This window comes from Oceanirhabdus seepicola (genome assembly GCF_023684385.1).
GTDB lineage: Bacteria > Bacillota > Clostridia > Clostridiales > Clostridiaceae > Oceanirhabdus > Oceanirhabdus seepicola.
In genome coordinates, this window is sequence record NZ_JAGSOJ010000001.1 from 1,504,533 (window position 1) to 1,528,840 (window position 24,308).

22 protein-coding genes are annotated in these 24,308 nt (G+C 30.1%); 4 read left to right on the forward strand and 18 right to left on the reverse strand.

Annotated elements, in window-relative coordinates; translation table 11 throughout:
* Positions 1-47 precede the first annotated feature (47 nt).
* The 13 genes from KDK92_RS06650 to KDK92_RS06710 all read right to left on the reverse strand — a co-directional run bounded on the left by KDK92_RS06650 (position 48) and on the right by KDK92_RS06710 (position 15,328).
* A complete protein-coding gene (locus KDK92_RS06650; protein ID WP_250858413.1) occupies positions 48-851 on the reverse strand; it encodes a histidinol-phosphatase HisJ family protein in 804 nt (267 codons plus the stop codon).
* Between the two features lie 92 nt (positions 852-943).
* Positions 944-1,192 carry a hypothetical protein gene (locus KDK92_RS06655; RefSeq protein ID WP_250858414.1) on the reverse strand — a complete coding sequence of 83 codons (249 nt, stop codon included), beginning with the start codon at positions 1,190-1,192 and terminating at the stop codon, positions 944-946.
* Positions 1,193-1,297: 105 nt separating this feature from the next.
* On the reverse strand, positions 1,298-2,875 hold the full coding sequence (locus tag KDK92_RS06660) for a M81 family metallopeptidase (RefSeq protein WP_250858415.1): 1,578 nt from the start codon (positions 2,873-2,875) through the stop codon (positions 1,298-1,300).
* A gap of 19 nt (positions 2,876-2,894) precedes the next feature.
* Positions 2,895-4,289 carry a sodium/glutamate symporter gene (locus KDK92_RS06665; RefSeq protein ID WP_250858416.1) on the reverse strand — a complete coding sequence of 465 codons (1,395 nt, stop codon included), beginning with the start codon at positions 4,287-4,289 and terminating at the stop codon, positions 2,895-2,897.
* 73 nt (positions 4,290-4,362) lie between these two features.
* Positions 4,363-6,003, reverse strand: a complete 1,641-nt coding sequence (locus tag KDK92_RS06670; protein WP_250858417.1) for an amidohydrolase — start codon at positions 6,001-6,003, stop codon at positions 4,363-4,365.
* A gap of 21 nt (positions 6,004-6,024) precedes the next feature.
* Complete coding sequence (locus KDK92_RS06675; protein ID WP_250858418.1) at positions 6,025-7,206, reverse strand: M20 metallopeptidase family protein; 1,182 nt, start codon at positions 7,204-7,206, stop codon at positions 6,025-6,027.
* A gap of 179 nt (positions 7,207-7,385) precedes the next feature.
* Positions 7,386-8,987, reverse strand: coding sequence for a PucR family transcriptional regulator (locus KDK92_RS06680; protein WP_250858419.1), 1,602 nt, complete (start codon positions 8,985-8,987; stop codon positions 7,386-7,388).
* Positions 8,988-9,161: 174 nt separating this feature from the next.
* Complete coding sequence (locus tag KDK92_RS06685; protein WP_250858420.1) at positions 9,162-10,196, reverse strand: ABC transporter permease; 1,035 nt, start codon at positions 10,194-10,196, stop codon at positions 9,162-9,164.
* Positions 10,174-11,322, reverse strand: a complete 1,149-nt coding sequence (locus tag KDK92_RS06690) for an ABC transporter permease (RefSeq protein WP_250858421.1) — start codon at positions 11,320-11,322, stop codon at positions 10,174-10,176. Before KDK92_RS06690 ends, KDK92_RS06685 begins: the two co-directional genes overlap by 23 nt.
* 11 nt (positions 11,323-11,333) lie before the next feature.
* A complete protein-coding gene (locus KDK92_RS06695) occupies positions 11,334-12,275 on the reverse strand; it encodes an ABC transporter ATP-binding protein (RefSeq protein ID WP_250858422.1) in 942 nt (313 codons plus the stop codon).
* Positions 12,276-12,516: 241 nt separating this feature from the next.
* Complete coding sequence (locus KDK92_RS06700; protein WP_250858423.1) at positions 12,517-13,158, reverse strand: response regulator transcription factor; 642 nt, start codon at positions 13,156-13,158, stop codon at positions 12,517-12,519.
* 119 nt (positions 13,159-13,277) lie between these two features.
* Positions 13,278-14,471, reverse strand: a complete 1,194-nt coding sequence (locus KDK92_RS06705) for a sensor histidine kinase (RefSeq protein WP_250858424.1) — start codon at positions 14,469-14,471, stop codon at positions 13,278-13,280.
* Positions 14,472-14,653: 182 nt separating this feature from the next.
* Complete coding sequence (locus KDK92_RS06710; protein WP_250858425.1) at positions 14,654-15,328, reverse strand: SIMPL domain-containing protein; 675 nt, start codon at positions 15,326-15,328, stop codon at positions 14,654-14,656.
* Between the two features lie 214 nt (positions 15,329-15,542).
* Here KDK92_RS06710 and KDK92_RS06715 point away from each other — a divergent pair, with 214 nt between their 5' ends.
* Both KDK92_RS06715 and KDK92_RS06720 read left to right on the forward strand, forming a co-directional pair.
* Positions 15,543-16,430 carry a LysR family transcriptional regulator gene (locus tag KDK92_RS06715; protein WP_250858426.1) on the forward strand — a complete coding sequence of 296 codons (888 nt, stop codon included), beginning with the start codon at positions 15,543-15,545 and terminating at the stop codon, positions 16,428-16,430.
* Positions 16,431-16,547: 117 nt separating this feature from the next.
* Complete coding sequence (locus KDK92_RS06720; RefSeq protein WP_250858427.1) at positions 16,548-17,393, forward strand: 4Fe-4S binding protein; 846 nt, start codon at positions 16,548-16,550, stop codon at positions 17,391-17,393.
* A 112-nt stretch (positions 17,394-17,505) separates the two neighbouring features.
* Here KDK92_RS06720 and KDK92_RS06725 read toward each other — a convergent pair whose 3' ends face one another.
* Positions 17,506-18,768, reverse strand: a complete 1,263-nt coding sequence (locus KDK92_RS06725) for a cation:proton antiporter (protein WP_250858428.1) — start codon at positions 18,766-18,768, stop codon at positions 17,506-17,508.
* A 22-nt stretch (positions 18,769-18,790) separates the two neighbouring features.
* Positions 18,791-19,417, reverse strand: coding sequence for a TetR/AcrR family transcriptional regulator (locus KDK92_RS06730; RefSeq protein ID WP_250858429.1), 627 nt, complete (start codon positions 19,415-19,417; stop codon positions 18,791-18,793).
* 180 nt (positions 19,418-19,597) lie between these two features.
* On the opposite strand from KDK92_RS06730, the gene KDK92_RS06735 reads away from it, so the two are divergent.
* Positions 19,598-20,332 (forward strand): VCBS repeat-containing protein, encoded by a 735-nt coding sequence (locus KDK92_RS06735; RefSeq protein WP_250858430.1) that lies wholly within the window; start codon positions 19,598-19,600, stop codon positions 20,330-20,332.
* Between the two features lie 54 nt (positions 20,333-20,386).
* On the opposite strand, the gene KDK92_RS06740 is transcribed toward KDK92_RS06735, so the two are convergent.
* On the reverse strand, positions 20,387-21,748 hold the full coding sequence (locus KDK92_RS06740; protein WP_250858431.1) for an MATE family efflux transporter: 1,362 nt from the start codon (positions 21,746-21,748) through the stop codon (positions 20,387-20,389).
* A gap of 135 nt (positions 21,749-21,883) precedes the next feature.
* Here KDK92_RS06740 and KDK92_RS06745 point away from each other — a divergent pair, with 135 nt between their 5' ends.
* Positions 21,884-22,675 (forward strand): helix-turn-helix domain-containing protein, encoded by a 792-nt coding sequence (locus tag KDK92_RS06745; protein ID WP_250858432.1) that lies wholly within the window; start codon positions 21,884-21,886, stop codon positions 22,673-22,675.
* 148 nt (positions 22,676-22,823) lie between these two features.
* On the opposite strand, the gene KDK92_RS06750 is transcribed toward KDK92_RS06745, so the two are convergent.
* Together KDK92_RS06750 and KDK92_RS06755 are read right to left on the reverse strand one after the other, a co-directional pair.
* On the reverse strand, positions 22,824-23,411 hold the full coding sequence (locus tag KDK92_RS06750; protein WP_250858433.1) for a hypothetical protein: 588 nt from the start codon (positions 23,409-23,411) through the stop codon (positions 22,824-22,826).
* A gap of 115 nt (positions 23,412-23,526) precedes the next feature.
* Positions 23,527-24,213, reverse strand: coding sequence for an FMN-dependent NADH-azoreductase (locus tag KDK92_RS06755; protein ID WP_276575876.1), 687 nt, complete (start codon positions 24,211-24,213; stop codon positions 23,527-23,529).
* Positions 24,214-24,308 lie beyond the last annotated feature (95 nt).

Sequence of the window (24,308 nt, forward strand, 5' to 3'; positions counted from 1 at the left end):
TTTTTCAGTTGAGGGTTTTATATTTTATTTCTTCATTATATTTAATCTTAAATTTTTATAAAACTTGGTTTTCTATTTTTAAAAGTTGTAACTTCTTTAAATCCAATTTCCATAAGCTCTTTTATTGCCAGATTAAAATCTGAACATAAGTCCTCTGCTCTATGTGAATCTGAACCTACTGTTATAATCTTACCTCCTAGCTCAAGATATCTTCTTAATATATCTTTGTTTGGATGCATAGTATCAAGGTTATATCTTAATCCTGAAGTGTTAACTTCAATTCCTTTTCCATTCTTTATAATAGTTTTTAATATTTCATCAATACTATCTTTATAATCTTCATACCTTAAAATCTTATTTTCAAAGTTTCCATATCTAACTATGAAATCAAGATGTCCATATACTTCACAGTTTTGAAAATTTTCAACAGTGTATTTAACATATTCAAAGTATTCTCTATATCCTTCAGCTTGAGTTTTTCCTTTGAATATATCACCTTGATCAAGTTCCATACCATTCCACGAATGTATTGAACATATAACAAAGTCAAATTCATATGTATTTAATAGGTTATCTATTTTTTTGTTTAGATTAGGTTGATATCCAATTTCAACCCCCATTAAAACATCAATTTCTTTATATTCTTCTCTAAGCGTTTTTATCTTTTCTACATATTTTTCAAAGTCTATTTCAAAACAAAATTCATCATTTGGATAATCATAATCCTGATGATCTGTAAACATTACTTCTTTCAATCCCAACTTTATAGCTCTTTTTACTACATTATCTATTGGGGTATTACAGTCACCTGAGAATTCTGAATGAACATGATGATCAGTTATAATGTTCATCACTTACCTCCTTAGTTTATATCCATAAGTCCATTAAGATAGTTGTCAATATTTATTTTGATTTTATCTACCATTTACTTTTCCCCCTAATTTCACTTTAACAATATCTTAATTAAAATTTCCAATACATTTAGCCCTATTATATCAAATAAATGAATTGTTTTCCAAAAGGATTCAGAAGATGAAACTTTCCAATTAAAGCCTTTTGAACATGTTGTTGAAATTACAACTAATGAAAATGTGGAAGCTTTTGTAATTCTAGGTGTTGATTCAGGTTTTGAAGGAATAAGTGAACTGTATTTTACTAATATTGAAATATCGTTAGAATAATCACATATCAATAGAAATCACCTCCATTTAGTTATTGAGGTGATTTTATTAATATTCTAACATATCAATCTACATATCCTATTGGTAGTGTTGCTTTAATCTTTTCTTCCTAGTTTTTACTCATATATTGAGTCACTATGAACTGGGTAAAGATTACTTTTAGAATTTTCCTTTGGAAAAAGTTCAATATCATTACTCCCCAATCCTGGTGTATCTACAAGTAGTATCTTTTCAACTTTGTCAGTAAAGAATAATCTGAAATGTACAGCTGACTTTAATGCCACTACATTATAATCACTATATTGTATTCCTAATTCTGTAGCAAAATTATCATCTAAACCTTGAATTGGTTTTCTGATAACAACAACCTCAACATTACCTATTATCAATCTAACTATAGGTTCAATATCTAGCTTCTGCCCCTTTGATAATCCTCTATATGTGATATGTCCATCCGATATTGATTTTACATATGCCTTAGTTTTTATACTATTACCACTCCACTTTCCATGTTTGCCACCTAATGATACTTCTATAGTGGAACCAACTCCATGTTTTAAAGCTAAATCAACTACTTCTCTATCAAGTAACCCAAGAAAAACACTCTTTTCTAAATTTGCCTTAATCATTTCTTCTAATAAGAAAGTAGCGTCTACTGAAGCTCCGCATCCTGGATTATCCGCAACATCTGCCAATAGTATTGGCTTGTTATTGCTTTCATTAGGTAAATAGCCATAAGATGTTTTTAATATTTGCTGATTAAAATCACTAGCTTCATTTTCAGCATTATCAATGTTTTTTTCTCTTTTTACATACTCAATTGCTTCCTCAGGACTAACAAACTTTTTATAATTTTCTTTAATTCTACTTCTATTTTCCCATATATATAAACCTAGTTCTTTTGCATATTTCTCTGCAAGTTTATTATTTTTGTCTGTAGTGACCATAACCCTCATTCCACTTAAAGTTGTATCACTTAATGGGAATCCATGTAACACTGTGCAATCTAATACCCCGTCTCTTTTTGATATTTCAATAGCATAATTCTTAATATCCCTTGCAAAAGTATCTGCCTCTGTGGTCAACATAGGAAATACTATTGGGATGTATTCATATGCTAAAAATGGTGTATACTTATTATTCAATATATCTACTATACGCTCTACAGCTTCATCAGCTCTTGGTTTTAAATCTAAGTGCGGATAACAGAGAGCTCCATTAATATAATCTATATTGTTTATAATCTTATCAGTAATCTTCCCATGTAAATCTAAAGTAGTAATTATCTTCACATCATTTCCTACTACTCCTCTTATTGCTTCAAGCAAATCACCTTCTGGATCATCAATTCCTTTAACAACTGCTGCCCCGTGTAATTCAATCATTACCACATCTAAAGGCAATATTTTTTCAATTGCTTTTAAGGTATTTCTCTTAATTGTTTCATAGGTTTCCCTTTCAATAGTGGATGATGGAAATGCAAGTGCATAGAATCCTGGAACAACTTCAATATCAAGCCTATGGCATGTTTCTATAAAACCTCCTGGTACTGAATCAGCACCTTTCAACAGTTCTACAATTGGTGCTCCTTCAACTGCATAGAACTTATCCATTTTAGTGAACCCCATGGCTTCTGTAGCATAAGTATTAGTTTCATGCCAAAAACCACACAAAGCAAATCTTAATTTTTTCATATAACCCGCTTCCTTTACACTACATATTTTTTTCGAATAGAGAAAAAGTAGGTTTTCCCCAAACTTTGAATACTTTCATCATTATTAAATAGAGAAGGAAAAAACCTCCTAATGCTAAAAATGTTATACTATAACTCCATCCCATAATAGCTGGTGCCAGTCCAATAAATTGTACTGCTAGCCCTAAAAAAGCATCCCCAATTACTACGTGCATTGCAACTTCAAGAACGGTTGTTGTCTTATATTCTGGATCAATCATACGTAGCAAGATTAGTCCACTATTAGTTGTTCCTGTACATACACCATACATAACTAATGCTCTTTCGAAGTCATTATCTCCTCCAATTCTTCTTCCAAAATAGTAACTTAATATAGCTGTGATAATGGCAGTTAAAATACAAATTATTATTACTGGTAGTAAATATTCTCCAAGTGATGAAATTTTAACTGACATGATTGTTGTTAACACCATAAAATCTATTGCCCAACCAGCAATTCTCTTAAATAAAGGAGGACTCATCACATGACCAATGTTCATCTTATTCATAACACTATTTGTTAATTTTGAAAAAACAAGTCCAAATACCCATACCATTCCCATAATAGCAGTTGCTATTGAGGCAGAACAAAACTGAGATACTGAGCTAGCAAAATAATATGATATTAAATAAATCATACCGATTAAAGCAGCATGAACAGTAAAAGTTTCTACATTTGCTGCATGAAATGTTAGCTCCCCTGCTGATTCTTTTGGGTTATCCTTATTAAGAACACCACTTAAGAATTCTTCTGAGATTTCCCCTGCGTGCTTAGCTAATCCCTTACGAATACCCCAGTTAGCTACAGGTACTCCAATTAAAAAACAAACTAAAAAGCCTATAGCTGCAAAAGAAACTCCCACTGAGATTGCACCTTGATAACCTAATTGCTCAAGAATTTGACCTGCAACAACAGCTTGCCCTGGTCCCATGGCAAACCCTGTTGGTACAAGTAATCCAAGTAGTGGTATTGTGTTTTCAAAACCAGCTAAGTTAAATACTTTAATAACCGAAAAACCTAAAATTGCTTGTAGTATATATATTACGTAAAAGAATGTTGCCATCCACAGACCGCCCTTGAAAACTGGACTTTTGAAAAAAGATCCTTTCTTACCACTGGACTTACCTTCAGACTTACCTTCCATTAACCCGATAGCTATAAAAGATATTGCAAACAGGTGAAATACAAATTGAGATAATGCAGCTTCTGGTATTTTAATTACTCCAAGATTCATAAGTATTAAACCTAATATCCCACCAATCAAAGAACTAGGGACAAGGGATTTTTGAACAATCTTAAATTTAGCTCTAATAGCTGTTCCTGCTAATAATAAAACAGATATCCATCCAAACATAATAAAAAAATCAAAATTCATAAAATTTTACGCTCCTTAGAAATATTTTATATTTAAACATTTCACCATTCTTCAGTGCACTAACCTTGTGATATTAGAATATACTATCATCTCGGTAAAGAAGTTTTCCTTCTTTTATTGTTGCAATTACAGAAATGTCTTTTATCTTTTCTTTGTCAACATCTAGAGGATTATCATTTAATATTACGAAATCAGCATTTTTTCCAACTGTTATTGAACCCTTCACATCCTCTTCAAAGTACTGGTATGCAGCGTTGATTGTAACAGCTTTTAAAGCTTCCATTACCGAAATTCTCTGATCTTTACCAATTATTTTTCCGCTTCTAGATTCTCTATTTACCGCAGCCCATATCCCATTCAGTATATTAGGTTTAATAACCGGTGCATCATCATGTATTGTAAATATCATATCTCTATCAACTGCTGATTTTGCAGGATTTGTTCTATAAGCACGTTCTTTACCTAATCTCTTAACATACTCATCACCCATGTAAAATGTATTTGCAGAAAGAAAAGATGGCAAAATATCAAGTTCTTTCATTTTATCAACCTGATCTTCTCTAACACCTTGAGCATGTATCATTACAGGTCTAATATCTTTAACAATACCTTTAGTAGCATTCAGAGACTTTTCAAACACATTAATATATTGACCCGCAGCTGCATCACCATTTACATGAGCTAGTAACTGCCACTTATTATTAAGACACTTAGTGAAAACTTCTTCTAATTTATCATCATTCACATATGAAATCCCATTATAATCCTGGCATTCTCCTTCAGGTGCAATATTGTATGGCTCTGTAAACCATGCAGTACGACCCATTGAACCATCAAGCAGTATCTTTACCCCACCTAATTTAAAGTGATTTCTGTATTCACCTACTGGAAATTTATCATTGTACAATACTGTGTCTATATAATCGCTTATTGCATAAGATACTATATCGATTTTCAGTTTGTTATTCATTGCTGCAGCAGAAAATAGATTAAATTCATCTAGTCCTGCGCCTCCATCTTGAGCAGTTGTAATGCCTTGTCGCAAATAAAGTTCTTGAGCTTTTTCTAATTTCTCTAGATAACCATCTAAATTTTCCTTTGGCATATGCTCAACAATCATCATTCTGGCATTACCTATTAATAATCCGTCTGGTACATTACTCCCTTGGATTCTTTTGATAACGCCACCCAATGGTTCTCTAGTCTCTTCGTTTATTCCTGCAAGTTCTAATGCCTTTGAATTACATACTGCAAAGTGTAATGATGTATGAAAAATAACAACAGGATTATCTTTGGATACTTTGTCTAAATCAAATCTGTTTAAATGCCTCTTTTCCTCTAACTGAGTGTCATCATATCCAAATCCCATAATCCACTGTTCTTCACTTGAGATAGCACCTGATTTATACTCCTTTAATACATTTATCAACTCAGAAATATTTTTTACTGAACCCATAGGCGGTGCACCTAAATAAGGAAAATCAACTATCATGCTTACAAGTGAAATATGGCCATGTGCATCAATAAATCCCGGAAGAAGTGTTCTCCCTTCAAGATCAATCATTTCGACTTTTTCACCTTCAACTTTAGATACTTCAAGCATAGTGCCAACTTTTATAATTTTACCTTTATATACTGCAACCGCTTCAGCAAATGGCTCTGTATCATCCATCGTTATGATATTTCCACCATAATAGATTTTAATCGCTTCCACACAACTCAACTCCTCAATCTTCTAAGATTTATTATTTTTAAGCCATTCTAAAGCAGCATATACGAGTGTTGCAGATCCCTGATAAAGTATTTCTTCGTTGAACATTACTTTTGAGTTATGTGCTGAATAAATGTAACCTTCCGCAGCATTTCCAGATCCAAACCCCATATAAAAACTTTGTACTCTATCTGATATATGTGAAAAATCTTCTGAACCCATAATCTTATTATTTGAACATACTACTTTTTCTTTACCTAGTAATGCTGAAATATAGCTTATAATTTCATTAGAAAAATTATGTTCATTGTACAAAGCTGGACACGACATCATGATTTCCAATTCTGATTTAGCATTAAAAGCACAAGCTATTGACTTTGAAATTTCATCAATACGTCTTAAAATCATATTTCGTGTATCCTTTGAGTGAGTTCTTACAGTCCCCTCCATGACTACTTTATCAGGAATAATATTGGGCTCATCACCACCGTTAAAAGAACCAATAGTAACAACTGCCGGCTCCATTGCATCAACTTCTCTACTGTTAATCGTTTGAAGTGCGGTGTGAATATGTGCACCCACATTTATAGGATCTATAGTTTCATGTGCAAATGCTCCATGTCCGCCTCTACCTGTTATAGTAATTCTGAAACGATCACATGAAGATGCTATTTTGCCACTTCCCCCTAATACCACACCTGAAGGTAATAATGGCGTAACATGAAGTGCCAATGCAGCATCTACTTTAGGAGACTCTAAAACACCTGCATTTACCATTCTCTCAGCACCAGTGAAACCTTCTTCATCTGGCTGAAACATTAATTTTATAGTTCCTTCAATTTCTTCTTCATTATTTTTTAAAAGTTCTGCTACTCCCAGCAACATCGCAGCATGCATATCATGTCCACAAGCATGCATATTCCCTGTTTTAGATTTAAAAGCTAAGTCTGTTTCTTCCTCTAAAGATAGCGCATCCATATCTCCTCGAATAAGTATTGTCTTCCCTGCTTTCTTCCCACCAGCAATAGCTACAATCCCAGACTCGCAAATTTCCGCTGGATCATAACCAAAATTTTTGAGTTGACTTAGAACATACTCCTTTGTTTTTGGTAATTCAGCACCTACCTCTGCATTTTCATGAAAAAATCTTCTATGCTTTACAATTTTGTTTTGAATTGCTTTTGCATCATCAAGTATTCTTTTCATTTTATCCCCCTCCATTTATTATTTATATATTCTCTAATTTGTTTATCCTAAAACATTCTGAATCACATCAATATTTTGAATGTATTATCTCTTCTTTTATGTTATTATAAATACTACTTGTTGAATATATCTTTAAAGGACAATAAAAAAATAGGATATTGTACTCTTAGTACAATATCCTATTCCTTCATTTGTGTTAATTTGAGCGAAAGGGCTATATTTAGCTTCTGTTCACTATTTGATAAATCTATATTCAGTATTTCAGATATCCTCTTAAATCTATACTTCATTGTATTGTAATGGATAAAGAGTTCTTCTGCACTTGTCTTTAAATTCCAATCATTTTTAGATAATACTTTTATAGTTTCCAACAAATCAGCACTGTGTTCTCTATCGTAATCAATTAGCTTTCCTAAGTTTTCAAGATAAAACTCTTGTGCTTCTGGACTTTGATAAACGGACAAAAGAAGATTAAATATACCCAGTTTTTCATAATGAACAGTATTGTCGTTCCCATAAATTAGCCGCCCAAGTTTTATTGACTTTTTAGCCTGAGAATAACTATGATGCACATCTTTTACACATTCCATATATTTCCCAATACCAATAGTTAAAGTAAAAGAATAAGATTTGTAGATTTTTTTCCTCAGTTTGTCTGACACATCTTTTAATTCATTAAGAAAAGATGATAAGTCTTTATTTCCTCTATCTAAAAGAATAACTATATAGTCACTAAAAGTCGCATAGATAATATTTTGAAAATGTTTTTTAAAGTGTTTTCTTGTATCACGAAATATATCTTCTTTAGTATTTATAATTGCTTCCGTCGGATTATTGTCATCAAACTTCATGTATCGACTCTTATACTCATCAATGTCTACAATAACTGCTATCATACCCTTGTCAAAATGCCATCCATAAAATTCCGCTCTACGGTTCAATTCTTCAAGGGAGTTCAAATTATCTGTGATTAAATCTTGAACAAATTCATTTCGATACTTACTTTCTATTTGCTGATTCGAAATTTTCTTTTGTATTTGCAATTTTATTACTGAACTAGCATGTTCAATAGCTATTTCCTCATAGTCAGTCAAATTGTATGCTTGCTTATTGTCATCACTCAAAATGATATAACCATATTTTCTAGACTCTATCTCAACTGGTATGCTTATTTTAGTGGAAATCATTTCATTGAGTGTTGAGTTATTAAAGTTCATCTCCAAATTATCATCAACTTTTCCGATAATCTCATTATCAAAGTATTTATCATAATAGATGATATTCTTTTGAAGTGTACTACTCAAGTCATCTATGACATTATGAATAGTACCACCGCGAATAATATTATTTGTAAATAATTTTAGAATTTTTTCTGAAAATTCAAGTCTTTTGGCTTGTTTATTAATTATCTCAGACTGAACTGGATTAATTACATCTGCATATGCTAATTCAATAGGCACAGTTATTATAGGAATTTTCAATGAATCTGCTAATTTAATTACTTCATCTGGAATTTCATTTATAAACCGTCCCACTTTAATCCCTAAAGCTGAAGCTCCTGATTCTTTCAATTTATGAATTACATCGATTATCTCCATAGTGTTGTCTTTATAAAGGTAGCCTGAAGAAATTACAAATTCCCCACCTTTTAAATACTCATACGCAGGCACTTCGCCGAAAGTTATAGTAGTTACAAATCTTTCTAATCCTTCTCTACCAGCTATAACTTTTAGACCTTTTAAACTCGGTAGATCTAACATTTCTTTTATTGTTAAATTCATTTTTTAGTCCTCCTGAGTTTATTACTTATTGAGTGTAATCAGTACCAATAGATTACCTAACTTCTTCACCTTATTAATATGTTTTTATACCTAATATATTATTAATAGTATCATTTTGGGTATGCTATTTCAATTTAGCGAACTATACACTCTCCACTCTCATCTACTCTTTTTTTACTCTCTCAAGAAACTTTTAAAATTATAACTACTTGCAGCCAAGAAACAAAGTGCCATGATCGCTAGTATAATAACACTTGGAAAAGCTTTCATTAAATCCTGTCCTTGTTCTAATCCTTTTACTACCCAATATTGTGGAGCAATGAATGAGTATTTTGATAAGAATTCTGGCATTAATTCCTTTGGCATAAATGTTCCACTTATTAAGCCTGTTGGAAGCACAATTAGATTTACTATAACTGGACTTAAATCCGGACTCTTAAATACCCTTATAACTAAAAGCCCAATCCCTAAAATAAGAAGTATAAAAGGAATAAATACACTAGTTGCCACTATTATATTTTCAAAGATTAGCTCTTTGAATAATAATAATCCCATAATATTTACAATTACAAGCTGCATAAATATCAAGACAAACATTGCTAATAGTTTTCCTCCAAGTAATTGAAAGCTTGAATAAGGACATGTACAACTTCTTTTTAATATATTGCTTTTCTTTAATTCAGAAAGTTCATTTATCATATATATCATGGAAAACATCATGAAGTTTATTAAGAATCCAACGACAAATATTTTCCCTGAAGATTTATGATGGTTTATATATTCAATTCTATCAGTTGATGCATTCTTTGGAATTTCTCCTAGAAGCTTTAATTCTCTTAATATATTATTCAGCTTGCTTTTTACTAACATATAACTATTCAAATCTGCTTTTAAAAGGGTAAATTTCTCTTCCTTTTCCTGTGAAATAATAATACCTAAGGTTATTTTTTTATCTTTTAATTTTTTCTTTAAATCCTCTTCATTTAATATTGTAATATTCATTGTTGAATCATTTCTCAATTCATTTATAATATATTCACTTTTCTCACTTTTTAGCTTATCTGTAATCCCTATTTCCACAACAGCATTTGATGAACCATTTAAAAAACTTAATAAAAACATTATTATTACTGGAGCTAATAAAATCCCTATAACCGCTTTCACATCTTTTAACATCTTCTTTAAATTAACTAATGCTATATTTAACATTTTTCCTTCTCCTCTCACAAGAATTAAAAGAAATTAATCCTAAACATATTAAAATAATTATTTCTATTAAAACTATCAATATGGATGTTTTTACATTGGATAAATTATTTTGAAGCAGTGCTTCATGAAATATTCTTTGTATATTGTAATTAGGCATTAATTTAGATAGAAAAATAATATTATCAAATATATCTAATGGAAAAGAACTTCCCCCAAGAAACATTATTATCATAAGAATTAGTGTTATGATATTTTTGTATGTGTGTTCTCTTTTAAACATCCCTATTGAAATCCCATATAATCCTGTTATAAATCCTCCATGTATTAAGCATGGCAATATTAACTTTAAAGGAGATATTTCCATTCTTAAAACTAACATACTTGAAATTATCATATATATAAATGTAATTCCAAAAGAAATTATAAAAACTGTTACTACATTATTTAAGAAAATGGATTTTTTATCTACTTTCATTGAAATTAATCTTGTAAGCATTGAGTTTTCTCTCTCTTTAATAAATTCTGAAGCAAAGGTAACTGCTATAAATAAACTCATAGCAACAAAAAGGTTAACAATCATAGTTTCATATGATGAGAGCTTTTTAGTTATTTCTATCTCTGTTGTTTCTGTGAAATCTTTATTTGATAGTTTTATGAACTCGCTCAAGAAAATTTTTCTTTCTTCAAAGGACATATTCGATATATCTTTTTGTGTAAGCACACTTACCAGTTCAGTGACAAGGTTGCTAACTATGTTTTTTTCCATAGAAGTTTTTCCGTAATTAATTATTTCCACCTTATCATTAGATTCCCTTATAAATAATGACTCTTTTTTGTTTTTTAAAGTATCTATAAATTTCTCATCTTCAGTAGCTATGGCATTTATAAAAGGTAATTCTTTTAAAGATAGCATTGAATTAATCCCTTCTGTATAACTATCATCTTTTTCAATTATTGTGTAGACATCAATATTTCTTAAGGTAATACTTTTATCCATCATTTTTTCATACAATGTTCCAAATAATAACCCTATGATTATTGGTGCTACTATAAAACAAAACAGGAAATATAGAATTGAAGATTTAATATATTTTAATTCTTTGATGGTTTGTGTTATTAATTTCATTTTTCCTCCTCCTAATCCCTTAATTTTTTTCCTGTTAAGCTTAAAAAAACAGTCTCTAAATTAGGTTCATTTATACTTATATTAAGGATATACCCTTCATTTTCCTTAATTGTTTTTAATACATCTTCTATCTTGTACTGATTTGATGCAACTAAAACCTTCAGACTTTCATCATAATAGGCTTCACTAACCCCTTGGAGTTTTTTCAATCTATTTATGATTTCTGGTCTATTATCCATTAGCTTTACATCAATAGTTGTCTCGTTTATAACTGATTTAAGTATGTCATCTTTTGTTCCACTTATAATCTCTTTTCCATTATCAATTACTAGAATTTTATTGCAGATTTTTTGGATTTCCTCCATATAATGAGATGTATATATAATTGTCATTCCATGTTTTTTGTTCATATCAAGAGCAAACTCTAATATGTGATTACGTGACTGTGGATCAATTCCCACAGTTGGCTCATCCATTATAAGAATCTCAGGATGATGCATAATAGCACAAGCTATATTTAATCTTCTTTTCATACCTCCTGAAAGCTTTTTAACTTTCATTTTCCTCTGTTCCTCAAGTGCAGTTACTTGTAAAGCTTCATTTATTCTCTCTTTTTTTACTTTCCCTTTTAACCCATACATTCCAGCAAAATAATTTAAATTGTCCAAAATACTTAAATTCTCAAATAAAGCTAATTCCTGCGGCACATATCCTATAAATGACTTTACCTTCTTAGAATCTTTTATTACAGAATACCCTTGTACATCTATATCACCTTTATCTATAGCAACTATTCCACAAAGCATTGAAATCACTGTTGACTTACCTGCTCCATTCGGTCCTAGTAGTCCAAAAACTTCTCCTTTTTCTATGTTAAAACTTAAATTATCTATAACCAATTTGTCATCATATCTCTTTGTAATATTTTTAAATCTAATTCTATTTGATTCCATTATTATCTCCCCTTTTAGGCATATTCAAATAAATAATAATTTCCTTGTGTTTATATTTACATTATATATTAATGTAAAGTTGAGCATAATTGCCAAAAGTCATTCCTTTTGAATTTCAGGAATGACTTTTGGCACTGTTTTAGGGATCGTTAAAAAATAACTTCCACTAAAATTGTTTCAAAAAGTGCAAGAACCATTCACATTTTTGAGCCAAAAGTGGAAGTAATTTTTAAGCCGACCCTTACATTAATCCTTTTTTATAAGCAAATATAGCTATTTGTGTACGATCTCTCAAATCCAACTTAGATAATATTGTGCTTATATTATTTTTTATGGTTCCTTGAGCTAAAAACAACTCAGCACCTATTTCTTTATTTGTTAGCCCCTCTGCTACTAGCTTTATTATTTCTATCTCTTTTTCAGACAGTTGGAATTCACTTATATCATTTTCTTTTACATCTTTAGTATTGTTACTTTCTTTCAGCATCATATTTGCTATTTCTGGGTTTACAACTACATTACCTGTATAAGCACCTTTGATGGCCTCGTATATTTTTTCACTTGAACTGTCTTTTAAAAGATAACCACTTGCCCCATAGGATAATGCTTTCACTATATATTCACTATCCTTAAATGTGGTTAGAATAATTATCTTGATTTCTTCCTTTATACTTTTAATCATTCTAGTTGCTTCTACCCCATTGCATTTTTCCATTCTTATATCCATGAGTGCCACATGAACTAAGTTATTTTTACAAAACTCATACGCCTCTTCCCCATCACTAAAATCCCCAACTACTTCAATATCCTTATAAACAGATAAAAGTATTTTAAGTCCCTCTCTTATTAATATTTCATCATCTACAATTATTAATTTAATCATAAAAAATCTCCTCTTGTAGAGATTCCAACTCAAATATTAATTTATACAAGTCCATAACTCATTGATACGCTGAGATTTTGGAACATATATAAATTAATTTTCGTACGGAATCTCAATAATTAATCTATATAATTAACTTTTGGTATAGTTAAACATATAGAAAATCCTTTTTCTTTTTCAGTATAATATTCAACTGTCCCATCCATTTCCTTTACTCTTTCTGAAATACCTTCTAATCCAAATGAAGAAGATACCTTGTCACACCCAATTCCATCATCTTTTATATTTACATAAAGTTTTTCTTTTAAAAACTGCATAGATACAGTAATGTTATTTACTTTCCCATGTTTAAGGGAGTTACTTAATCCTTCTTGTAAAATTCTATACAGATTATGGCTTTGTTCACTATGCAAACCCCATTTTTCCTTTGAAACAATAAACCTTACCTTTATTCCTGTTTTCTCTTCAAAAGATTTTATCATTTTTTCCATAGCCATTATTCCATCATATATCTCAAGCTCTTTTGGTTTTAATTCTCTTACTGTTCTTCTAATACTATCAAGAGTATTTTCTACATATGTTATATTTTTTCCTAACATATTTTTTGCAAGTTCCGGCTCATTAATAAATATAGTTTCAACAGCTTTTAATTGTATACATAAAGTTGACAATGCATGTCCCACACTATCATGTAATTCTCTTGATACTCTTGTTCTTTCTCTCAATACGGCTAATTCCTCAATTGTATTTGAATAGGATTTTAATTCATTATTTGCTTTTATGAGTTTTTCCTCGGAAATTCTTAATCTATCATAAAGCTCTTGTGCTTGATTCTTTTTACTATCTAGCTCTTTAAGATAATAGCTCAAAACTGAATATATAGCCAAACTTCCACATAAAAACATGTTAATAGAAAGACTGCTACTTTTATTGTTGAAAACTATAACTCCCACTAATATATTTATCCCCAAAACTATTATCAAACTTTCATGACTTTTATAAAACAAAAATATATCCAAAATTGTTATAAATGTTAGTATTAAGGCGCCTACCCCTATTATGTTTTTGAAATACAATATAATAACTACATCTAAAATAACAGAGAAAGTAAATATTCCATACTTAAATGTATTTCTTTTACTTTCTTTAAAGAAATACATTCTCAATATAGAATTAAGAATATAAAAAAGTGCTATAAGAAATTCAAAATATACATCCTTTTTATTTAAATTAAAAACCATGACTACCATTGCCATAAGAATTATATAGCTTAAAAATCTCACAAAATAATAATTTATTTTTGTATGTATCACTGTCTTTCCCCTTTTATATGACTTATATATATATCATCTTCTTAATAAAAATTGTATCCCAATTCAAATAAAATTTCCAGATAATAATTATTTCTCATGCTTTAATATGGTATTTTTGAAGATGTAAAGGAATATGATGATTGACTGAATAGATAAAAAAAGCACACCCGTGCTTTTTTTATCTATTCAAACATTTCATATTGAAAAACTACTGATACCCTTGATTTAAACTCTACATTTCCTAATTGTATAGGTGTAGCTCCATCCATCACTGCTAATCCCGTTCTTTCATAATATGGTTTTATTTGGTGCATATCTTTTTCACTTACCCTCAATGGTATTTTATTAATATTAACACCTAAAGTCTTTGCAACTACTTCCCCTTTTTTTCTTGCACTTATAACAGCCTTTTCTAAAGCCTGATTATAATAAAAGTCAGGGTTGGAAACTTCAAATCTTATATAGTTTATAACATTTGCACCGCTCTCAGTGGCAACATCTATTACTTCGCTAACTTTAGAAATATCTTTTATAGTAATTTTAAACATATGTTTAACTTCATATCCTCTTAAGCTTTTTTTACCATCTTGATAATCATACATTGGACTAATTGTATAAGTTGCTGTTTCAATATCATCTTCATTAATTCCTATTTTCATAAGCCCTTTAATCACTTGATTTGATAATAATGTATTTTCTTCTTTAGCATTTTTTACATTCTTATCTTTAGTAACCACACCTAACGAAATAATTGCCTGATCAGGCTTTGCGTTTACACTTCCTTCTCCCCATACTTTAATGTTATAATCTTTTTCATTATTTCTATTCAATCCAAAAGGCGTCATTAAATTATACATTTACCATTCCTCCATTGAAATATTATTCTACTTTATGTTTCTGTTTCAATATCATAATATTCTTAAAAGAAGCATTAGTGCTTTTAAAAAAAGCAAGTCAATTTAATTAAAAATTTGACTTGCTATTTGTTTTCATACTCCTAGTTGTTGACAAAACAACTATAAATGTATATTGTTATCATACACAAGTGCAATTTAACTAGAGGTGACATTAATGATAGATAATAAACTCTTAACCTTTATAACTGTAGCTAAAGTGAAAAATTTAACTAAATCATCTGAACTACTAAATATTACTCAGCCTGCTGTTTCACAGCACATCAAAGCTCTTGAAAATTATTATAATAAGAAACTCTTATATAAAAATGGAAAAACTATGGAATTAACAGCAGAAGGTGAAATTTTATTACAATATGCTGAAGAACTAAATAAAATCAGTAAAAAAGCCTTTAATGAAATTACTAATTCATCATATAAAAAAAGATTTAAAATTGGCGCCACTTTAACACTAGGTGGTTATGTTCTACCTCAACTTATAGGTTTTTATAAACCATCACATGAAAACATTGAAATTTTCCTCGAAGTTAATAATACAATAAATATACTCAATAGTCTTATAAGAGGTGAATTAGATTTAGCTATAGTGGAAGGACCTTTTAATAAAAATCGTTTTAAGTATACAAAATTAAAAGATGATGAGCTAATTTTAGTTTTTTCTCCTGAGCATTATTTTTTTGATAAATCTACTGTTACTATTGATGAAGTATTGAATGGGAATCTTATACTAAGAGAAGAAGGTTCTGGCACAAGAAAAGTCCTGGAAAATTCTTTATTTGAAAAAGGATATAGTATAGCTTCAGAGGATATATATATGGAAATTGGAGATATCAATGCTACAATATCGTTAGTCAAGTCAAATGTTGGTTATACTATAATTTCAAAAGAAGCAGTTAAGGAAGACTTAAATAATCATACGCTATATACCTTACCAATTAAAGATATGAAAATCTTAAGGGAATTTAATTTTGTATACGCTAATAACTCACCACTAGATTTTATAACTGATTTTGTTTTATTTTGTAAGAATAATATATATAAGTAAATCTTATAGTTATATAATAAATCATAATTTTTATTTATAGCTTCTCGGTGTTATAATGATTTCAGCTATAAAGCAGTAATTATATTTATGAACAAAATATAATAGGAGTTGATTTCAATGAACAAAGAAGAAATATCTCAATTAAAATCTGAAGGTTTTATTCCAATAAAAAACGGTCTTTTCTCAGTAAGAATTATTAGTGATGCTGGTGTTTTCTCAGCAAAAAAAATGAATTTCGTGAATGAAATTGCTCAAAAATTTGGAAACGGTACAATTTCTTTTACAACTCGCCTATGTATCGAAATTCCTATGATAAAACCTGAAGATATTGATAGTGTAAAAAAAGCTATAAATGAAGCGGGATTAATTAACGGTGGTACAGGCAAAAAAGTACGTCCTGTCGTTGCTTGTAAAGGAACAGTTTGTTCCCATGGATTATTTGATACTCAAGGTATTGCAAATAAAATCAAAGATGAATTTTTTATGAAACAAACCCTTCCATCTAAGTTTAAAATAGGCTTAGTCGGTTGCCCAAACAACTGTGCTAAAGCTTCTTTAAATGATTTAGGTTTTGTTGGCCAAGCCTATGTTTCTTTTGATGAAGAAACATGCATTTCTTGTGGAAAATGTATTTCTGTTTGTAAAGCCAAGGCTTTATCAATGGAAAATAAAAAATTAAACTTTGATAAAGACCAATGTGTAAATTGTGGTGAATGTTCTATTGTTTGTCCTTTTGATGCAATGACTGTTATAAAAAAGGGAATGTCTATTTATATAGGCGGAAGATTTGGAAGAAATTACAGAATAGGTGATGAATTAGATGATTTATACTCACCTGAAGATGCATTAAAAATTACTGAAAAAGTAATTGACTATTATAAAACAAATGCAGAACAAGGTGAAAGATTTGCATCTATGATTGAAAGAATTGGAATTAAAAAAGTTAAAAATGAAATTCTATAGTTACAGCATTTTAAAATAAGTAACAAGTCATAAATGAGTGTATTTATGACTTGTTACTTATTTTTATACCACTGATTTTTATATTATATACAAATTATTTAATCATGCTTAATTATGAAGCCTGTATTACATTCTCAGTATTCAACTCTAATTCTTTTTTACCATCTAATTCTCCAGCAAGTTTAAATCCTTGTTTGGCTAATATTACTGCTATCACTTCATTGATAACAGCCGCTGCTGCAATCGTTCCCTGAATAATTTCAGCATACTCAGGTGCAGGTTGCATAAGCGTACTAACCGCAATCCCAGTAAAAATTAAAGAAACACCTGAGTGTGGCAACAATGTAAACCCTAAATACTTTTTAACAGTTACAGGTGCTTTAGAAATCACAGCCCCAATATAAGCTCCCCCTAATTTACCAATGGCACGAGCCACTATATAGATTGCTGTAAATAGTCCTGCCCCTAGAATCAAATGAAAGTCTAGTGGTGCACCTAAGTTAATAATAAGAATAATCATGGTTAAGATTATCACTATATTTATATTTTCTTTTATTTGATCCAATCTTTTTCTCGGTATTATATTCGCAAAAGTAGCAGAAAAAGTTACACCTACAAGCATTAAATTCATCATAGGCTCTGGTAATATATACTCATTAATATACATACCCACTCCAGTTGTAGCTATTATACATGCTAATGCCAAGAAAATAGTACTCTTTTTATCAACTTCTTTTTTAAGCACAAATGACGCTAAAACTCCCATTACAATACCTACTATAATTGACAAAAGAATTATAAGTGGTGCATAGTAAAGTGGAAGACCTCCACCAGCTAAAATATTTGAAATTATGCCTATTACCATAAAGAAAACAATTAGTGCAATTACATCATCTAAAATAGCTAAGGGAATAAGTGTGCTTGTCACTGGCCCTTTCGCCTTATACTCATTAATAATTGATAACGAAGGTGCCGGTGCTGTTGCTAATGCAATTGCACCAAAAATAAACGCTAAATAAATCGGAATATCTGTAACGGCAAATATACAACCAAAGGCCACTGTCACAATCAAAAAAGCACCAAATGCTTCAGTAAAACATATTGTTAAAATTTGCTTTCCTGATTTTTTCAAGTCTTTCCAAATCAATTCAGTACCAATAAAAAGGCCTGCTGTTATTTCACAGATACTACTAATAACATGAAACCATGTACTGTTTAACATACTATCACTTAACCATCCTAATGCATACGGACCTATCAACATTCCTGTCAAAAGCCATCCTAAAATCGCTGGCATCTTAACTTTTGTAGCTAACTTTCCTACCATTATTGCAATGGCAATAAAAACAATCAATAATAATATCCCTTTTATCATTTCTCTCTTTCATCTCCAATATTTATTTTACAATCCCATAAAAAAGCATATTGAGCATATTTACATATTCTTTTGTATACTTTTCTATCATGCATGATTTTTCATCCACCGATAATAAATTATCATGTTGCATTTTCATATGTAAATAATTGCCTAAGCCTATGATAGTTTCCACAACTTGCTCTGTAGTAACATTTGACTTAAGATTTAGACCATCTAAAATTTCATGACAAAAACATCTATTTGTTTTCTTCACTGGTTTTCTTAATGTATCAATCTCATATATCAAATGTTTTGGTGGATTGAATGTAGCTGTAAAAAATATCTGCTCATAATAAGGATATTTATTAAAAAATTCAAATCTTTTTTGGATAAAGTTCCTCAAATTTTCTTCAATATTTGAATCAGTAAGTTGAAAATTTTCTTCCAAATAGACACTTAAATCAATAAAAAGTTTTTCTACGCAAAGAAGAAAAATCTCATCCTTATTTTTGTAATAGTGGAATAATAACCCTTTTGAAATCTTATTATTCTTACAAATATTATTGATAGATGCTGATGAATAATCTTTTTCTCCAAACTCTTTCAGACTTGCTATTAAAATTCTTTCTCTACTGATTTTATTTTGTTGTTCTCTATTCAATTTCATCGCCTCCCTTCTTATTAAGAAGACCCCTTAAAAACAAACCTTGTGGTCCGTATTATATTATAGTTCATCATATAATTAAATTCAATCCCCATTACAACAACAATAACCAGTTTTACCTATTATCACATATTTAGTTAATTCATAATATACTAATATAAATTTTTAGTGGGAGATGATAGTATGCATTACTATCCACCTTATCGGGAATTACAAAAGCAGAATAACTATATATATATACTTGATTTTAAACAACAAGATGTGAACGGAGATAATATTATAGATAGTATTTACTTAGTTGGTGATAAACCTAATGAAATAGAAAGTCCCTTTACTGACAATATAGCATTATTAATTCATGATGGAAAAACCAATATTTCTACCACAATATCTTTAAAAGAAAATGCTGGCTATAACCCAACAATCTTTTTAGGTGATTTCACTGGAAATAAAGTTAGTGATATTTTAATTAGCATTGATTCAGGTGGAAGCGGTGGATATGGTTTTTATTATATTTATTCATATATAAGCAATACTCTAGAAAAGATTTTTGACCATGCGAAATTTAACCAAGAGTACAAATACGATGTAATATATAAAGATTATGATGAGGTTGAAGTTAAAGAGAAAGATAAATCTAAGAAATATATCATAGACATTAAATATAAAGGAAAAGAGTATTTATCAGAAATATATGATTCCAATGGTAGACTTAAAGTACCTATTCAAGGATGGGTTAATCCTTTAGGAGGCTTATATCCTGTAGATTTTCAGCGAGATGGAACTTATGAATTATATGCATACCAGAGAATAGCTGGTAGATATAATGCTGATGGATTGGGATATGTTCAAACATCATTAAAATGGACTGAGGGAGAATTTGTTCCTTTCTTTCAAACAGTGGGAATACAAGGATAAAAACTGAAGAAGGAGAGTAAATATACTCTCCTCATATACAAAATATTATATTAATTAAGCTATTTCTTTTTTCTCGTTTTCTTTCAATGATCCAAATGGATACCTTCTCATACATACAATTCCTACAATAATTGTAGCAACTTCAGCAAATATTACTGCCATCCAAATACCTTGATCACCAAATATAAGTGGCAATATTATTAACCCTATTATAAGTGCTATAAGACTTCGTGATAATGCAAGCATTCCAGATAATACAGGGGAATTTACAGCAGTGTAATAAGTAGCTAATGTTATATTTACCCCACTCAATATGAATGCGAATGAATAAAAATATAATATATTTGCAGCCATATTAATAGTCCCTTGCTCTTTAATAAAAATACTAGCCATACCTTCACCAAATATCAATGAAACTAAACATAGGATAAACCCTGAAGCTAAATTTGCATATATGGACATATTTCTTAATTTTTTAACTCTATGAAGTTTTTGAGCACCAATATTAAAACTCACAGCAGATTGGATTGCTTCTGCAAATCCATAAAAAACTGCTGTTGATATTGTTGTTATCTGTAGTGCTACGGAATATGCCGCCACACCTTGTATTCCTATTTTCTTAATTATAATCACATTATATATGAATCCAGCAATAGATGCTGCAGCCATACTAAGTAATTCAGATGACCCATTAAATAACATAGCCCATATTTCTTTTCTTCTAAAAATAGGAAGCGAGAACTTCCATGATGATTTATATTTAATCATATACAACATCAACACCCAAGGAATCAATTGCGAAACCCCTGTTGCAAGAGCAGCTCCTTTCATGCTCCATCCTAAAACGCCAACAAACAAATAATCCAATAATATATTTATCATCGTACCACTTAGTATAATCACAACCACCTCAACAGGTTTCCCATCTAATTTCAAGAAAAATGTGAAAGCAAATGTTAATAAAAATGGTAAGAAGAACAGGGATATTGTTTTTGTATAATCAATCATAAATTCTGCTACTTTCCCTTTTGCACCTAATAAACTAGAAAGTTTTCCACTCAAACCAATTAAGAGAACCGTGCCTGTAACTGCTGCGATACTCAACAGCACTATTGTAACATTGAAATAGTTATTACTTTTTTCTAATTCCTTCTTTCCTTTATGAATGCCCGCTAGTGTAGTTCCTCCAATACCAACCATTGTACCTATTCCAGCAAGTAACATTAAAATTGGCATTATAAGAGTAATAGCAGATAACCCCTCCGCTCCAACATACCTTCCAATAAATATTGAATCCACAAGCCCTGCTGTACTCTCCGCCAACATTGCCAGTATAGACGGAATGGCATAGTTCAAAAATATCTTCACAATCTTATCATTTCCTAAGTCAACATGTGTTTTCTTTGATTTATTCATCTCCTCTTATATCCTCCAACATTATTATATCTAACTCATCTTTAAATTAGCTATTATCACACCTTGTAATAATCATTCTATTTCTATATAATAAACCTTAAAGTAAGTTTAAGGTCAATAAGGAGGTTATGAACATTGCGTAAATATTTAACTATTGGTGAACTTGCAGACTTAATGAAAATTTCAACATCCAATATCAGATACTATGAGAAAGAAGGATTACTATCCCCCTGCAAGATCGATGATAATGGATATAGGCTTTATGATTTCAACGAACTAGATAGATTGGAAACAATTCTATTACTTAGGAAATTGGATGTTCCTCTTAAGCAATTAAAGTGCATAATCAACAACTACTCTATTGACGATTACATGGAAATCTTAAACTCCTCATTATCATCCATAGACTCAAAAATAGAACAATTGAAGAATAAAAGAAAATACATTGCTAAAAAATTAAATTATGTTGAAAATTTTAAGAAAGTAAAAAAAGATTATCGTGTGATTAACCTACCTGAGAGAGTACTCTATTGCCTTCATACAGGAAAAATATTTGAATATACAGTTAAAGAAACCTATGAGATTATGAAGTCCCAAAATATAGATTATTTAGATATATATCAGGATAACTATATAATCCCTTTAGATAATGATACCTTCAATCTTTGTATACTTAAAACCCCTGGGATGAAAGTTTTTGAACGTTTCGATAAAATTCTCCTTCAGGAAGGTTCCTACTTAAACTATGGGATTTTTATTCAAAACTACGATGAAGTCGATATTGAAATAGCTAAATTTTATGATTATATGAGAGAGAATAACCTTTCCCCTATAAGTAAACTGATTATAATTGAAAATACAAAATCTGCAGATTTCGATTTGAACAGCATATATTTAGACCTACAAATCCTCATCAAGAAATGTTAAAGCCGAGGAATCTGAGATTCCTCGGCTTTTTCTTAATAAATAATATACTTATCAACCTAGTATTATTTCAACTTCTCTTCAAAATCTTTTTTTAAGTTATCTAAGGACTCCTCTTTATCGTAATTCCACTCATTTTTTCACACCTTTGTTACTCTATATAATCTTTCTCCATGCTAAACCACTTCTCCCAAGGTCCAATTAGTTTCTCATGAGGTTCAATACAACCTCGTCTGTACGGAAAACTCTCTTTTTTATAAAGACCTCTCTCCTTTAGTCCCTTCAACAATTTTTCCATTCTCATATCTCTTTCTTCAATTGATTGACTATATATCAATATTACTCTATCACTATCTATTTCTCCTCTTAAGTAACTATCTGGTTTTGCTTCCTCTGGGAATGAATGACTAATTCCACTACCTAATCTACTCCCTACCTCTTCGAATATTAAAGATTTATCCTTCATCATCTTTCCACTAAGAGTATGGTCTTTATCTGACTCTTCTAATAAGAACAATAAGGTTTCCTCAATATTTGTTAAATTTTCTTCCCAGATTTCAAATTTCCAACAATTAATACATTCTTTATTAGGTTTTCTATCAACCTTTAGAGTGTAATAACAAGAAGAACATTTATTACCCCAACCTTCTCCATGACCAAAGTAAATCCAATAATCATCTTCAGAGAAAGGTACTTTTTTTATGAGTTCATTAAACTCATCTTGGCTTTGTATTTCCATTAATATCACCTTCCTAAATCTAATAAATAACCTAAAGTTCTCTTGATAATTCGTTTAAGTCTTTTCTGCTCGCAAATAAAAACCACGACATCTTTATCGTGGTTCTGAAAACAGCTTAAAAGTTTTTCACAACTTCTTTAACTCTTTCACTTGCTTTAGCTTTAATCTCTTCTGGTCCTGGTACTGGAATAGCAGTTCCTTCGATTAAAATAGATTCAACATCTGTTACTCCAATAAAGTTCAATACTGTTTTCATATATGAATTACCATGTTCAGCATCTTTAGCAGGACCTTCTGAATATACTCCTCCAGCAGCTTGAATGTGAACAGCTTTTTTATTTTCTAATAGACCAACAGGTCCTTTTTCTGTATATTTAAATGTTTTTCCAGCAATAAGGAATGTATCTATATAAGCCTTCATCATTGGTGGCATTGAAAGATTCCATAATGGAGTTACAAATATATATTTATCGGCTTCCATAAATTGTTCAGTAAGTTCATTTATTCTACCTACTTGTGTTTTTTCTGCATCTGTTAATTCTTCAAATCCCTTACCTGATTGCAACTTACCCCATCCCTTAAATACATCAGGATCAATTAGAGGTATATTCTCTTTATATAAATCAATCTCTATAATTTCATCATTGGGATTATTCTCTTTATATACATTTATAAATTCTCTACCTGCTTGTAAACTGAAAGACTGTTCTACTTCTTTTGGATTCGCTGTTATATATAGTACTTTACTCATCTTAATATCATTCCTCTCTTTTGTAAAAATCTTTTTTAATTTATCAAACATTTTATTAACCTCACTTTATTCATAATTAGGTTCTTCATCTTTAGTAGTTACTATTCACTATCATTGTGACACATTAACCTTGTCATTAATTTTTA

Excerpts from the sequence above, each read along its gene's own strand:
- KDK92_RS06750 (WP_250858433.1), bottom strand. The coding sequence starts at position 23,411 with ATGGAAATACAAAGCCAAGATGAGTTTAATGAACTCATAAAAAAAGTA.
- KDK92_RS06710 (WP_250858425.1), bottom strand. The coding sequence starts at position 15,328 with ATGTATAATTTAATGACGCCTTTTGGATTGAATAGAAATAATGAAAAA.
- KDK92_RS06755 (WP_276575876.1), bottom strand. The coding sequence starts at position 24,213 with ATGTTTGATAAATTAAAAAAGATTTTTACAAAAGAGAGGAATGATATT.
- KDK92_RS06740 (WP_250858431.1), bottom strand. The coding sequence starts at position 21,748 with ATGAATAAATCAAAGAAAACACATGTTGACTTAGGAAATGATAAGATT.
- KDK92_RS06730 (WP_250858429.1), bottom strand. The coding sequence starts at position 19,417 with ATGAAATTGAATAGAGAACAACAAAATAAAATCAGTAGAGAAAGAATT.
- KDK92_RS06650 (WP_250858413.1), bottom strand. The coding sequence starts at position 851 with ATGAACATTATAACTGATCATCATGTTCATTCAGAATTCTCAGGTGAC.
- KDK92_RS06660 (WP_250858415.1), bottom strand. The coding sequence starts at position 2,875 with ATGAAAAAATTAAGATTTGCTTTGTGTGGTTTTTGGCATGAAACTAAT.
- KDK92_RS06695 (WP_250858422.1), bottom strand. The coding sequence starts at position 12,275 with ATGGAATCAAATAGAATTAGATTTAAAAATATTACAAAGAGATATGAT.
- KDK92_RS06690 (WP_250858421.1), bottom strand. The coding sequence starts at position 11,322 with ATGAAATTAATAACACAAACCATCAAAGAATTAAAATATATTAAATCT.
- KDK92_RS06715 (WP_250858426.1), top strand. The coding sequence starts at position 15,543 with ATGATAGATAATAAACTCTTAACCTTTATAACTGTAGCTAAAGTGAAA.
- KDK92_RS06675 (WP_250858418.1), bottom strand. The coding sequence starts at position 7,206 with ATGAAAAGAATACTTGATGATGCAAAAGCAATTCAAAACAAAATTGTA.
- KDK92_RS06735 (WP_250858430.1), top strand. The coding sequence starts at position 19,598 with ATGCATTACTATCCACCTTATCGGGAATTACAAAAGCAGAATAACTAT.
- KDK92_RS06720 (WP_250858427.1), top strand. The coding sequence starts at position 16,548 with ATGAACAAAGAAGAAATATCTCAATTAAAATCTGAAGGTTTTATTCCA.
- KDK92_RS06700 (WP_250858423.1), bottom strand. The coding sequence starts at position 13,158 with ATGATTAAATTAATAATTGTAGATGATGAAATATTAATAAGAGAGGGA.
- KDK92_RS06685 (WP_250858420.1), bottom strand. The coding sequence starts at position 10,196 with ATGTTAAATATAGCATTAGTTAATTTAAAGAAGATGTTAAAAGATGTG.
- KDK92_RS06665 (WP_250858416.1), bottom strand. The coding sequence starts at position 4,289 with ATGAATTTTGATTTTTTTATTATGTTTGGATGGATATCTGTTTTATTA.
- KDK92_RS06725 (WP_250858428.1), bottom strand. The coding sequence starts at position 18,768 with ATGATAAAAGGGATATTATTATTGATTGTTTTTATTGCCATTGCAATA.
- KDK92_RS06680 (WP_250858419.1), bottom strand. The coding sequence starts at position 8,987 with ATGAATTTAACAATAAAAGAAATGTTAGATCTACCGAGTTTAAAAGGT.